11 protein-coding genes are annotated in these 14,102 nt (G+C 41.3%); 7 read left to right on the top strand and 4 right to left on the bottom strand.

The features are described 5' to 3' along the window. The first annotated feature begins 27 nt into the window (after nucleotides 1-27). Nucleotides 28-912 (top strand): alpha/beta fold hydrolase, encoded by an 885-nt coding sequence (locus I5907_RS16445; protein WP_196991894.1) that lies wholly within the window; start codon nucleotides 28-30, stop codon nucleotides 910-912. 136 nt (nucleotides 913-1,048) lie between these two features. Next, the gene (locus tag I5907_RS16440) at nucleotides 1,049-1,522 is read left to right on the top strand and encodes an NUDIX hydrolase (protein ID WP_196991893.1); all 474 of its coding nucleotides are present in this window, start codon (nucleotides 1,049-1,051) and stop codon (nucleotides 1,520-1,522) included. Here I5907_RS16440 and I5907_RS16435 read toward each other — a convergent pair. Further along, nucleotides 1,519-2,328 carry a queuosine precursor transporter gene (locus I5907_RS16435; protein ID WP_196991892.1) on the bottom strand — a complete coding sequence of 270 codons (810 nt, stop codon included), beginning with the start codon at nucleotides 2,326-2,328 and terminating at the stop codon, nucleotides 1,519-1,521. The genes I5907_RS16440 and I5907_RS16435 overlap by 4 nt on opposite strands. A 430-nt stretch (nucleotides 2,329-2,758) precedes the next feature. After that, nucleotides 2,759-3,208 (bottom strand): hypothetical protein, encoded by a 450-nt coding sequence (locus I5907_RS16430; protein WP_196991891.1) that lies wholly within the window; start codon nucleotides 3,206-3,208, stop codon nucleotides 2,759-2,761. Between the two features lie 297 nt (nucleotides 3,209-3,505). On the opposite strand from I5907_RS16430, the gene I5907_RS16425 reads away from it, so the two are divergent. Next, complete coding sequence (locus I5907_RS16425; protein WP_196991890.1) at nucleotides 3,506-5,362, top strand: M61 family metallopeptidase; 1,857 nt, start codon at nucleotides 3,506-3,508, stop codon at nucleotides 5,360-5,362. Between the two features lie 101 nt (nucleotides 5,363-5,463). On the opposite strand, the gene I5907_RS16420 is transcribed toward I5907_RS16425, so the two are convergent. Continuing rightward, nucleotides 5,464-7,686 carry a patatin-like phospholipase family protein gene (locus tag I5907_RS16420; protein WP_196991889.1) on the bottom strand — a complete coding sequence of 741 codons (2,223 nt, stop codon included), beginning with the start codon at nucleotides 7,684-7,686 and terminating at the stop codon, nucleotides 5,464-5,466. A 255-nt stretch (nucleotides 7,687-7,941) separates the two neighbouring features. Here I5907_RS16420 and I5907_RS16415 point away from each other — a divergent pair, with 255 nt between their 5' ends. After that, nucleotides 7,942-9,024 carry an Ldh family oxidoreductase gene (locus tag I5907_RS16415; protein WP_196991888.1) on the top strand — a complete coding sequence of 361 codons (1,083 nt, stop codon included), beginning with the start codon at nucleotides 7,942-7,944 and terminating at the stop codon, nucleotides 9,022-9,024. A 237-nt stretch (nucleotides 9,025-9,261) separates the two neighbouring features. Then, on the top strand, nucleotides 9,262-10,170 hold the full coding sequence (locus I5907_RS16410) for a bestrophin family protein (protein ID WP_196991887.1): 909 nt from the start codon (nucleotides 9,262-9,264) through the stop codon (nucleotides 10,168-10,170). Nucleotides 10,171-10,200: 30 nt separating this feature from the next. Here the strand turns inward: I5907_RS16410 and I5907_RS16405 are convergent, their stop codons facing one another. Next, nucleotides 10,201-11,628, bottom strand: coding sequence for an L-serine ammonia-lyase (locus I5907_RS16405; protein WP_196991886.1), 1,428 nt, complete (start codon nucleotides 11,626-11,628; stop codon nucleotides 10,201-10,203). 140 nt (nucleotides 11,629-11,768) lie between these two features. Here I5907_RS16405 and I5907_RS16400 point away from each other — a divergent pair, with 140 nt between their 5' ends. After that, nucleotides 11,769-12,476: a DUF4397 domain-containing protein gene (locus I5907_RS16400; protein ID WP_196991885.1), complete on the top strand. Its 708-nt coding sequence runs from the start codon at nucleotides 11,769-11,771 to the stop codon at nucleotides 12,474-12,476. A gap of 297 nt (nucleotides 12,477-12,773) precedes the next feature. Continuing rightward, nucleotides 12,774-14,015: an imidazolonepropionase gene (hutI, locus tag I5907_RS16395; protein ID WP_196991884.1), complete on the top strand. Its 1,242-nt coding sequence runs from the start codon at nucleotides 12,774-12,776 to the stop codon at nucleotides 14,013-14,015. The last annotated feature ends 87 nt before the right edge of the window (nucleotides 14,016-14,102 follow it).

The raw sequence follows: 14,102 nt of genomic DNA, 5'->3' as shown, positions 1-14,102 counted from the left end.
TCAGTATCATCCGTTTAATCGCCAGCAATGACTACACAAATCAAACTAACCTGTGCCGTAATTCTATTTATTGCAGCAGCCTGTGCCTCGCCGGAAAGCCCTGATAAACATGTTGAAGTGAAAAACGGTATTGTACCGATTGCCTATAATATGAGCGGAAGTGGCGATACCGCGCTTGTTTTTGTGCACGGCTGGGGTATCAATAAAGATTACTGGAGCGCGCAGGAAAAAGCTTTCAACAACCGCTACAAGGTGGTAGCAATCGACCTCGGGGGCCATGGAGAAAGCGGTAAACAAAGAAACCATTGGACGATCGGCGACTTTGCCAATGATGTACTTGCCGTGCTGGATAGTTTGAATCTTAACAGGGTTATTCTTGTCGGACACTCTATGTCCGGTGATGTAATTTTAGATGTAGCCTATAAAATCCCGGAAAGAATTGTTGGATTCATCGGTATCGATAATTTCAAAGAAATTGGTGTGGCCATGACCCCGGAACAGCTTTTGCAAGTAGCAGGCTTTATGAAAGCACTCGATACCAACTACAGGAAGGTAGCAGGTGAATATTCAAGAATGTCATTGTTTCCTAAAGATTATAAAGACTCGGCAAGTATCAATCGAGTAATAAATGATATTACTAACACAGACTCTGTGGTTGCAGCAAAATCTTTGCAGGGTTTAATGGATTTTGCGCCCAATGAAACCGCCTTATTAAAACAAATAAATATACCTGTTCACCTCATCGTAAGTGATTACACACCTACAATAACAGACTCGCTGGCTAAGTATAGTAAAGCTGGTTACTCGGTCAAAACAATAACCGGTGTAGGTCATTATCCAATGATTGAAAAGCCTGGCGAATTCAATAAAGCGCTCGCTGAAACGCTCAATGAAATTGCTAATGGTAAATAATATTTTTGTGTACCGGCAACAGTGCTTGTGGCATCGCCTGTTGTGTCACTCACTTCAACAGGCAGATCAATAGTGAGCTTTACGAAGCAAGGTACACGCCAGCATTTAGTACACATTCTACATTTGAAATAACACTATGATAGAAAAATTTACCATCAGGGTTTACGGGATTTTGTTAGACAATAAAAAACGTGTATTGGTCAGTGATGAGTTCATCCGCGGAAATTATTTTACGAAGTTTCCCGGCGGCGGTATGGAACTTGGCGAAGGCACACGTGATTGCCTGAAGCGTGAGTTTAAAGAAGAAACTGGTTTAGACGTAATAATCACAGATCATATCTACACCACTGATTATTTTCAGCAATCAGCCTTTAATAGTAAAGACCAGATCGTTTCTATTTACTATTATGCCGTTGCAACTAATGCGGAAGCATTGAATACATTACCAATAAAGTCAATTCCTTTCGACTTCGAGCCTCACCAGGTTGCAGATCCAAACGGTCAAAGCGAGGTATTACGTTGGGTAGAATGGCCCGACCTTACGTATGATACAGTCTCTCTGCCAATTGATAAGATCGTGGTGAAAATGCTTAAAGAAACAGGTTATTAGCCCGCTGTCGGGATGTTCATTATTGCGTCCTGATCCTCGCCCATAGCGCTTTTTTTCATTCTTTGCGCAGTTTCCTTTCCCAGGTATTTTTCTATCCTGTGTTCAACGAAATAAATTACAGGTGTCAGCAATAACGCTACAGTAAACTTATAAATATAATTCATCGTTCCAACAGCAAAGATCATTGGCCATGTCCAGTCACCACCCAATTTAAAAGCAATAGAAAGTACAATAAAACTATCAATGAGCTGAGAAACCATTGTAGAACCGGTGGCTCTCAGCCATACACGTTTTTCACCCGTAACCTTTTTAATACGATGAAAGACGGTTACATCTACAATCTGGCTCACAAGAAATGCAACAAGGCTTCCGAAAATAATCCACATACCTTGTCCGAAGATTCCACTAAAAGCGTTTTGCATATCAGGGATACCCTTATTTGTGTTGGTGCCAATCCAGAAATCGGCTGCAGGCACATGAATAGCGCCATAAAACATAATGAATGCATAGGAAATTAGTACCACTGCTGTGTAGCTGATGCGCCGTACCGCTTTTGGGCCATAGTATTCATTCACGATATCTGTCATTACAAATTCCAGCGGCCACAACAGCACCCCGCAAGTAAGGTTAAATGATAAACCTGACTGTCCAAATAAATTAAAGCTGGAAGGTTGCAAACCGAATAACTTTTCCAGGGAAAAGATCTTTGTACCTATACATTCTGCTATCAATGCATTCGCTACGAAGAATGCCGTAAAGCCAAGAAAAAGTTTTGTAGGCTTGTCCTTTAAAATTGAATGGATCATTATGCTAGAAAATAATAAATAAATTGAACAAGAAGGATAATCATATTAAACATACGTAACCATTTCGGAACAATGGATACCTGCCGGTTAAATAACAGGAGTAATTCCCAAACGTTCACAACAATACCCAACAAAAATGAAAAAAAAATGCCCAGGATGATGATGTAACTTTCGGCTGTATGATTATCAATAAAATTAAAAGTATACACTACCGCAAGACAAACCAGGAAAAGGATATTACAAATGAAGGTCAGCCTTTGCAAAAACAGCAGTACACGCATGAAATTTTAGCGTAAAATAATATTTAATATTGAATTGAAATACAAAAAGCTCCCTTTAAGGAGCTCCTGTTGTATTACGGGTTATAGCTATCAGTTCAACGCTGTTAATAACCGGCAGAAGAGAGAAAATCTTGGTATATAATTCGCCCTTAGCGCATTTTTACAATGCTTGTTTTAGTAAAATCTGCTGATTCTTTTGGTATTCGCGCCTTTGTTGGTACGAAGAAATCCACCTCTTCCAAAACAAACTTGTATTGTTTCCCTTTTTTAGTTACATGAATAACTTTTGAGAAGTGCTGTTTAAAGGAACCTTTAGTGAAAATATCCACGTAGTACTTTCCTTCCGGTAAATCGCCAATAACAATACGATTGTCTTCCACCGCAAATTTTTGGCTTACATAGCCTGCACCTGTTCGGTTATACTTATCAAGTATAATATAGGCTGCTTCTACAGACTGGTCATTGTTCTTAGAGTTGTCAAGCAAAAAAACAACGGATCCTTTTGTTTGTTCTGTTATTTTTGACGACCGTTTTCCTTTTGCAAAAGCAATTGCAGGAACAATCAGTATTGTAAAAATAGTTAGGTAAAATTTTACCATAGACCTGGGTTTGTTGAAAAATGGTTTTTACTGATATTTTGATTTTGTCCCGGCTAGGTTACTACACCCGCCATTGGGTTCTAAAAATTCAAATCAGGTACCAGTTTTTTATTCCATTGATTTTTAATAAGTTAATCAATTTCTGAGTTACAGTTGTCCTAATCCGGGAATACGACTTCTCTTTAGAGGAATATAGAAACAATGCTCGCTGAAAATCGTCCCTTAAATATTAGGAAGAACGGTATGAAAAAACATATCACTTGCGCTTTCTTTGCATCAAATAAACTTTGTACAAATATGAAAAAAAAGTTGAAATATGGCGGATTTTTATTATGTGTCTTAACCATGCTGTCGGGCATTGTAAACGCACAGGATGTATATAAATACAGTGTAGATCTCACCAAAGTAGATGGAGATAAGCTGGCGATTAAACTGGAATGCCCTAAAATTGATACTAAAACAATAAATTTCTACTTACCGAAGATTGTTCCCGGAACTTATATGAACAGTAATTATGGTAAGTATATCCAGGATCTGAAGGCTTATGATAAGAATGGTAAAGAGCTTGCTGTTACAAAATTGGACGACAATGGCTGGACGATCAGGAAAGCAAATAAGTTGTCTACAATTACTTATTTAGTCGAAGATACATGGGATGCAACAATTGACAATATGGTGTACCCGATGTGCGGTACAAGCTTCGAAGCAGGAAAGAATTTCATTATAAATACTCCAGGTTTGTTTGGTTACTTTGAAGGATTGAAGAAAATGCCTTTTCAACTTGCTTTCACAAAACCTTCCGGATTTTATGCGGCCACCGGTTTGAGACCTGTAGAAACAAGTAATACAATGGATCTCTTTCAATGTGATAATGCAGATCATTTGTATGATTCACCTATAATGTTTTCTTTGCCAGATACAACAACATTAAAAGTTGGCAATGCAGATGTTCTGGTAGCAGTCTACTCGCCGCATAAATTGGCTACATCAAAATTCCTGGCTGCAAATCTTGAAAAACTTCTGCTTGCTGCAAGAGATTACCTGAGCGGTAAACTGCCGGTTGACAAATATGCATTCATTTATTACTTCAACGGCGAACAAAAAAAATCTCCCATTACCGGCGCCTGGGAACATTCGTATTCATCTTTTTATGCGCTGGACGAACAACCGGAAAAAGATGCCATAGAACATTGGGTTGATATCTCGTCTCATGAATTTTTTCATATTGTTACACCACTTACAATAAGTTCAAGAGAAGTAAAAGAGTTTAATTTTAATGAAACTGTATTATCAAAGCATCTTTGGTTGTACGAAGGGAGTACCGAATATTATGCACATCATGTGCAGGCATACGAAGGCTTAAAAACACCTGCACAGTTTCTAAACACATTATCGCAAAAAATTACTGTATCGCGTTCTTATTACAACGATACGCTTGCCTTTACTGAGCTTAGTAAAGAAAGCGCAGGAAAATGGGCGCCGCAATATGGAAACGTTTACCAGAAAGGTGCGTTGATCTCAGCCTGCCTGGATTTGTACCTGCTAAAACTTTCAAATGCTCAGTACATGCTCAAAGATCTTAAACACGATCTTGCCATTAATTACGGTACAGATAAATTCTTTGAAGATGATTCATTATTTGGTGTTATCAAAAAGCTTACCTATCCTGAAATAGGCAGCTTCCTGGATGATTACGTTGCAGGTACAAAACCCATTCCCTACGATCAGTTCTTTTCTATGGCTGGTATCGAATATATTCCCAAAGAAACATTCAAAGAGTTCACTATTGGAGGTGTCGCAATGATGCCTACTGCTGAAGGCAACGTGAAGCTTGGTACAAAAAATATGAATGACGTTGGAAAAAAACTTGGCTACAAGGACGGCGATGAGCTGGTTAGTATCAATAACGTTGAGATAAGCCTGGCGAACCTTGAAAAGGCGTTGACTGACTTATACGCATCGTTGAAAGAAGGAGATGAGCTAACTATAAAAGTGAAAAGAAAAAGTTCAAACGGCGAAATTGAGGTAGTTACATTGAGTGGTACAGCAGCTAAGGTTGAAAAGAGCAGGGCGAATGTTCTTAAGTTGATGAATAATCCTACAGAAGAACAGCTAAAGATCAGGAATGCCTGGTTGAATAGCTGCCATAGATAAATAGTATGAAAGTTGGAAAAGGCTGAGCACCCGCTCAGCCTTTTTATTTTTTAAATCCTCTGGAATAAAGTGAGGGTTTATTTAAATAGTCTGAGAGTTGTTTAGAAAGGAATGCCAAGATTGATATAAGGCAATACTTTCTTGGATTGATCGCTGTACATTGCGCTGATTTCAAGCGGACCCAGTACAAAATTATATCCCAGTGTTAACCCGTAACCTGTAAGCAAAGTGGAACTGCTGAAAGATTTATTACTCCCGATAAAATTGTAGAAACCACCATTTGCACGGGCGATCAGAAAAAGATTATTATACATCTGGTAACGTAAACCAAATTGGAGCGTAGCAATACTGCTGGCATTTACGCTGCCTTCATTCAAGCCAACAAACGTAACCTGGTTACGAAAATAGTTATTAAGACCACCAATGATATAATTGTTCAAAATACTTTCCTGCTGATTAAAATTAATACCAGCCTGTATAAGGGTGGTAAATGTATATTTTGCCGATAACGGGTAATAATGTTCGTATGAAAACCTGGTTCTGATAAAATTATTGAAGTTGAAACCAAGCGAATCAATATTGGTAATAGGTTCTCCCTGGTTATAAAATGAAACTTTGGGATGCTGAGAATAAACATAACCTGCTTCTATGTCTACTTTAGAGCCGCGCTTGGGATAAACTGCGTTACTCAACGTATTTAACCGGATTTGCATATAGCTGTTCCAAAGACTGTTTTTACCGCGTACTTCAAATTTTGATGTTATCTGCGGGCGATACCTGAAACTCTCGAACCTCGTGCCAATACCAAATGCATATTTCCTGGCAAGATTCCAGGTTACGTTGAGGTTTGTCATTACGTACCCTTGCCTGTACAACCCGTCCTTGGTAAAATTTGTATACGTATTAAAACCAAGATTCTCGGCCTGTACATTTGCTTTTACAGACAGTGTTTTAAACTTACCAAAGAACTGCAGGTGTTCTGCTTTTACACGCAGATTCTCGCCGATGTTTAATGTTGCTGAAGTTCTTGAATAAGGTGTAAAAAAATCTCTCGTCGTAATGTTGCCAATCAGGCTGATGCCACTAAAAGTATTGTAATGCAAACCTAACTTGGCGAATGTAAGCGGGTTCTCCACAACGCTGAAGATTATCTTGCAGGTTCCGTCGGGCAAAGGGTGCAAAGAATAAATTATTTTATTGTAATAGCGTGTGCCAAAGGCTTTGCGGATGCCGGCAGACAGCAACGCGGCAGTATACCACTGGTTATTTTTAAAACCGGTTCTATGCAAAAAAAAGTTTTCGTTTGTCCTGTTGAGCCCCTTTACCTCGTACTCTGTAATCCTTACAGAGTCTATCTTAGGCAAGGTTTTTCTTACTGATTTGTCTGGCCCGTAAATAGCATTCAGTGAATCTGCAATTTTTTTGAAATACGGGTATAGGCTATCACCTTTTGCAAAACCTTCTTTCATTATTTCTTCCGTAGAACCAAAACTACCCATATTGAAATTGTCGAGGTTGTGCTTAATATAAATATTACAAAGCTTTCGCTCATTCACTGCATCAGCATCTTCCCTGAAAAAAGCCACCTGCAGCAGAACCTGGAAAACATTGTTGATCTTTTCTTTTGGCAACAAACCGCCGGCTACATTACTGCCAATCACCAGGTCTGCACCCATTTCCCTTACATCTCTTACAGGAAAATTTCTAACAACACCTCCATCTACAAACTTTCGCCCATTATAATCTACTGCTGTAAATACAGATGGTATTGCCATGCTCGATCTTATTGCGGAAACAATTTCGCCACTATCTATAACCACACCCTCACCGCTGGCAACATCAGTGGCAATACATTTAAAACCACGTGTAAAATGTTGAAAATTTTTAGTCGCATATACAGGGAAGAAAAATTCACTTAGCTTAAGCCACAACTCTTCAGATTCAAGCACACCACTTGGCAGCCTGAATGCATTGTTCACCCACGGCAGCTCTACAGCGTACTTACTATATTCTTCTTTTTCTTCTATACTTAATACCTGCAATGATGCACTGTTGGTTAGCAGCAGATCCCAGTCTATTTTTTGTGCAAGCGCTGCTATGCTATCGCCGGAATACCCTGCGGCATACAGCGCTCCAATGATGCTGCCCATACTTGTACCGGTAACATAGTCAACATTGAGCCCTGCTGAATCAAGCGCTTTTAAAATACCGATATGCGCAATTCCTTTGGCACCGCCACCACTCAGCGTAAGACCAATCTTAGGACGCTGTGCAACACAAAAAAAACTGATCAGTAAAAAAGAAAGAAACGGTAGCTGCTTCATCAGGTGTAAATAAATGAATACTTGGTTAAGAGAAAATTATTTTTTGGTGCAGCCGGTTAACAAACAATTGCGTTGTATGTTGTTACGCACCACGCAGCCGGCGATTGTACCAACGGAGCAAGGTTGTGCCATTGCTCATTAGCGTTGCAGGCGTTGAAGAGTGCGACGCAACGGAAGCCCAATTACCGGCAAAAAGCCGGGCCCACAAATAAATATGTAATACCGGTTCTTTGCACGTTTGTTTATCTTGCAGCCATGGAGCATGTTTTTTTTTACGGCGATCTTTTCAATTTTACTTACGCCGTTTTTAAAGCAATGGGTTGTGCCGACGCAGATGCACATACAGCAACAACAGCGCTTATAGCAGCAGATATACGCGGTATCGACAGCCATGGCGTAGCACGGCTTAGTGGTTATGTGCGCCTGTGGGAGGCAAAGCGCATCAATACCACGCCGCAAATAAAAGTGGTGCATGAAACACCTTCCACGGCTGTAGTTGATGGCGACCGGGGACTTGGTCTTGTTGTGGCACCAAAGGCCATGCAACTGGCCATTGACAAAGCAAAGAATGCAGGCACGGGCTGGGTTAGCGTAAAGAACAGTAACCATTTTGGAATTGCCGGCTACCATGCCATGATGGCCCTGCAACATGATATGGTCGGCATGGCTATGACCAATGCCAGTGCGCTTGTTGCACCCACCTTTAGTATTGAACGCATGTTGGGCACTAACCCCATAGCAGTGGCCATACCGGCAGGTACACAGCCTGCTTTTGTAGCAGATTTTGCTACCACCACCGCAGCCAATGGCAAGCTGGAAATACTGCAGCGCAAGCATGCCGATACACCAGTGGGTTGGGTACAGGATAAAGACGGCCATGCTTCGGTAGATGCAAACGCGTTGAAAACAGGCGGTGCATTGTTGCCGCTTGGCAGCGATCGCGAACACGGTTCTCATAAAGGCTATGCTTTGGGCAGCATCGTCGATATATTTTCTGCTGTGCTAAGTGGCGCAAGCTACGGGCCGTGGGCACCACCATTTCCTGCATACGTGCCCATGCCGCAAAACATGCCCGGCGAGGGTTTGGGACATTTTTTCGGCGCCATGCGCATTGATGCTTTCCGGCCGGCAGACGAATTTAAACAGCACATGGACAACTGGATACAGCGCTTCAGAAAAGCAAAGCCTGCACCCGGGTATGATAAAGTGCTGATACCCGGAGACCCCGAACGCGAAATGGAAGCTGTGCGCATGAAACATGGAATACCCGTCATAGCATCTGTAGTGGAAGATCTGCGTACAACGGGAGAGAAGTTTGGTGTTGTGTTGCAGAGATGAGGTCAGCAGGTGAACCAAGTGGCATCGCCTGTTGTGTCACTCACTTGTACGTCCCTTTTTCATGGCAACTACAGCGATCTGTTTTATGCTACCTTCATAAGTATACATACTGCATTCGAATGATATTGATTTGTGTTGAAAAAAATAAACACCGTCTTTAATATAACAAGGGCGTTTATAACTGGAATAATTTATGTGTATAGGGCTTTGATCAGGAAAGTCATTCAAACATAGAATATGCTAATTGTTAGAAATATACGCATCACCAGGATATTAAAGAATACATGGCAGGTAGATATTATTATGCTCATAACCTGCTCGCTTGTTTACTTTTTTCACAACGAGTTTGTCAAGTACCATATAGAAATACCCGCTATTGTACCAACTGTTATGGGTACAGCTATTGCCTTCTTTATAGGTTTTAACAATAACCAGGCATATGACCGCTGGTGGGAGGCACGTAAAATATGGGGCGCAATTGTAAATGACTCCCGCTCATGGGCCAGAAGTGTAATGAGCTATGTACAGCAAGGCAATGATGGTGCAGCAATTGCACCTGTACAGCAAAGGCTGGTTTATCGTCATCTTGCTTTTTTGTATGCATTAAAAGCGGCCTTGCGTGGTGCAGACACAAACGGTTATACAAGGTATCTGACAGATGATGAAGCAGAACACATTCGCAGCTACACCAATACACACAATATACTGTTGCAGTGGCAATCCCGGGATTTAAAGATGTTGCTCGCCAACAACAGCATCGATGGTTTTCGTTTTATACAAATGGATAGCCTGCTCACAAAATTTTCTGATGAAATGGGTATGAGTGAAAGAATCAAGAAAACCGTTTTCCCTACAACATACAGCTATCTTACCAAGGTCTTTATCTGGATTTTTGTGGTGGCAATTGCTTTTGTAACCAGCCAAACCATGGGGCCATGGTCAATTTTCATTAGCTGGCTGCTCAGTTTCATTTTTGTATCTACACAGATCAATGGTATGAGTCTTGTTGACCCTTTTGAAAATAACGTGGCAGGCATACCACTCAACCAGATCACCAGGAACATAGAAATAGATCTGCTGCAAATGTTGGGCGAAGAAGATATTCCTGCACCGATTACGCCTGTAAATGGAGAATATGTATTATAATAGCGTTATACTATATTACCCAGATAAGATCTAACATTCACTCAGGCTTATCGGGATGTTAACAGCAAGACCACCATCAGCAGTTTCCTTGTATTTACTGTTCATATCAAGTGCCGTATCCCACATGGTTTTAATTACTTTATCAAGGCTTACTTTGGCATAATCCGGCGTACTCTGTAAGGCAAGCTGGCTGGCCGTTATCGCTTTTATGGCACCCATTGTATTACGTTCAATACACGGCACCTGTACCAGCCCGCCAATAGGGTCGCACGTTAAACCAAGATGGTGTTCCATCGCTATTTCCGCTGCCATCATGGCCTGTTTTTGAGTGCCGCCAAGACTTTCCGTTAATGCTGCAGCCGCCATTGCAGAAGATACACCGATTTCAGCCTGGCAACCACCCATGGCTGCAGAAATGGTAGCACCTTTTTTAAAAATGCTGCCGATCTCCGAGGCGGTAAGCAGGAAATTGATGATCCTGCTTTCGTCATAACCATTGCAGAACACGATGAAGTACTGCAATACGGCAGGAATAACGCCGGCTGCACCATTGGTAGGTGCCGTAACTACCCGTCCAAAAGCCGCATTCTCTTCATTAACTGCCAATGCAAAACAACTAACCCAGTCCAAAATATACTGAAAACTGTTCCCGCCATTCCTGATGGCCTCAATCCAGCTTTCATAGTTGTTATAAGACTGTCCGCCAATAAGTTTTTTATTCAGGTCGAAAGCCCTTCTTCTTACATGCAAACCACCCGGCAGCTCACCTTTATTATGGCAGCCCCGGTACATGCACGCTCTCATGGTCTGCCATATCTGTAGTACGCCGTCTTTTGTAGATTGTTCGCCACGCCATGCATGTTCATTTTCCATTACCACCTCATGTATAGATAAGCCTGTTTTAATACACCAGTGTAGCAGATCATTAGCTGTATTAACCGGGAATGGCAGTTCTACACTGGCATCCCTGTTATTTCCCTCACCTTCTTTTACCACAAATCCGCCGCCAATAGAATAATATGTTTCACTTATACTGTCACCATTGTTGAACTGCGCCAAAAAAGTTAATCCGTTGGGATGAAAAGGCAGGCTTTCAGAGAACAGGAAAGCCACATCCGTTACAGGCTCAAAGTCAATAGTCACCTTTCCGGCCAGCAGCATTTTGTTGGTGGTATTTATGTCCTGTATTTTAGGGGTTATACTGTTAACGTCAATCGTTACCGGGTCATCACCGCACAAACCGAGTATCACAGCTATATCGGTACCATGACCTTTGCCCGTTTTAGCGAGGGAGCCGTAGAGCAATACCTGTACATCGAGTACGTCTTCCAGCCTGTAACCAGCCTGAAGTGTATCTAAAAAACGCAACGCTGCACGCCACGGGCCGAGAGTGTGGGAGCTGGAAGGACCCACGCCGATTTTAAACATATCAAATACGGAAATACTTTCGTGCGGCATAACAATGTTTGTCTTTCAAAAGTACTGGAATTGCGTTCAAACATTTTTTTAACTTTTCTCACTCACATTTGACTGTAATGCAACGTTCTATAGTATACACTGTCTTAATATTATATTTGCAAAATTTAAAAAAACGACAAATGATCAAACGACTTAACTATTTGCTTGTTGCCCTGTCTGCTGTACTGCTGTTTAGTTGTTCAAAAAATGATACTCCTCCACAACCTTTGCCTACCGCATTTTTTGTAATACAAGCTTCGCCTGATGCGCCAAACACGGATGTTTACATCAACAGCCAGCTCTCACTGCAAAATATTCCTTACGGCACAGACACGGGTTACGCGTATGCATTGCCGGGTAACTACGAGTTTAAAGTAGCTGAAACAGGTAAAACAACTTACTATGTAACCAAGGCATTCAGTTTCGATACGGCAAAACTATACAGCGTGTATTTTATCGATTCTGCCAGCCGCATGAAAGCCGTAGCAGTTGACGATAATTTTTCTACGCCAAATGTAGACTCTGTGCAGATTCGTTACCTTGATTTTAGTCCAAACCTTATTGTGCACAATGTAAAATTCACTAACACCACCACTTCGCAGGTGTACGAAGAAACAGGCCGGTCATTCAACGACCAGGCCACAAACACCGACCGCCAGAAATTTGTAACGCTAAAAGCAGGAACATATAAAGTAGAATTTTTCCTTATCGGCAGCGGCACACCTTTCAAAACCATCGATGCGCTGGAGTTGAAATCTCAAAAAGCATACACGCTTTACATGAAGGGTTTCTATAACACGGTTGGCACAAGTGGCCTCAACCATGCGGTTATCCAGCATTTGTTGTAGCCTGTTAAATATTTTTATAAGAAAGCAGGTAGTTACAATTACCTGCTTTTTTATTTTGTAGCAGGCTGTTGTTTTTCAATGAAGCTTTTGTTGTGTCACTCACTTGTACTTTTGGTTAATATGGCAGCTACAGCGATCTGTTTCAGCAATTAGCTTACAGTTAATACCGGTAGCTGACATATAAACTTTTCCGTAACTAATTTCTCTGATCTTACCCTGTCTCGTGTACGCCGTAAATCACGCCGTGCTAAAACAACTTTGCAAAAATCATCAATGTAAAACCTGTAATATTGCGCCATGCAACAGCTTATCATCAATATCGGTTGCCTCGCCGGTATACAGCAAAATAATACCATACTGCGTGGTGCTGCGCTGGCAACAATACAAACCATCACGAATGCATTTTTGCTTGTAGAGAACGGTTGTATAAAACAATTTGGCAGCATGATCGAAATTGAGTTGCAGCAATATACCAGTGCAGAAATTGTTGATGCAAATGGTGCCACCATTTTGCCCGCCTGGTGCGACAGCCATACACACCTCGTATTTGCTGCCAGCAGGGAAGAAGAATTTGTTGATAAGTTAAAAGGTAAGACTTATGCTGAAATTGCGGCCAAAGGTGGCGGCATATTAAACTCTGCTGCAAAATTGCAAAACGTTTCAGAAAATGAGTTGTATGAAAAAGCAGCGATGCGTTTAAGCGAGCTCATTAAACTTGGTACGGGTGCTGTTGAAATAAAAAGTGGTTATGGTTTAACGGTAGCTGCAGAACTGAAAATGCTGCGCGTTATAAAAAGGCTGAAAGAAACATTTGCACAAATACCTGTAAAAGCAACTTTTCTTGGCGCTCACGCTTTTCCTGCAGAATTTAAAAATGACCACGAGGGTTACATAGATCTTATTATAAACGAAATGTTGCCTGGTATAGCCAAAGAAAACCTCGCAGATTATATTGATGTATTTTGCGAGCAGGGTTTCTTTAGTGTAGATGAAATGATACGTGTATGTAATGCCGGTGCAGACTACGGGTTAAAACCTAAATTGCATGTAAACCAGCTAAACAGTATTGGCGGCATACAGGCTGCAGTTGAGCTGAAGGCTGTCTCTGTCGATCATCTCGAAACAATGACTGATAATGATGTACAGGTTTTGGCAAACAGTAACACGATCGGAACATTGTTGCCCACGGCCGCATTTTTTTTGCGCATGCAATACCAGCCTGCAAGACAGTTAATAGACAGCGGCTGCGCAATAGCACTTGCTTCTGATTTTAACCCCGGCTCATCTCCAAGTGGCAATATGAACTTTGTAGTAGCGCTGAGTTGCATACAAATGAAAATGTTGCCTGCCGAAGCCATTAATGCAGCTACACAAAATGCAGCTTTTGCCATGGAAGTACAGAACGAAATGGGTAGTATAACCGCTGGTAAAAAAGCGAATTTAATTTTTACAAAACCGATCACATCTATAGACTACCTGCCATATGCTTTTGGGTCTGATCTTATAGATCGCGTAATGATTGCAGGCAGCTTTGTATAGCAAATGAAGCATTAGGCATACACGCCGGCGTAATATGGTATCTTGATTGGGCTTAGTCTACGCTTCGTTCTTCGCGTTTGCTGCATA

The sequence above is a fragment of the Panacibacter microcysteis genome (genome assembly GCF_015831355.1).
Lineage (GTDB): Bacteria > Bacteroidota > Bacteroidia > Chitinophagales > Chitinophagaceae > Panacibacter > Panacibacter microcysteis.
This window is presented reverse-complemented; position numbering and strand designations above follow the sequence as displayed.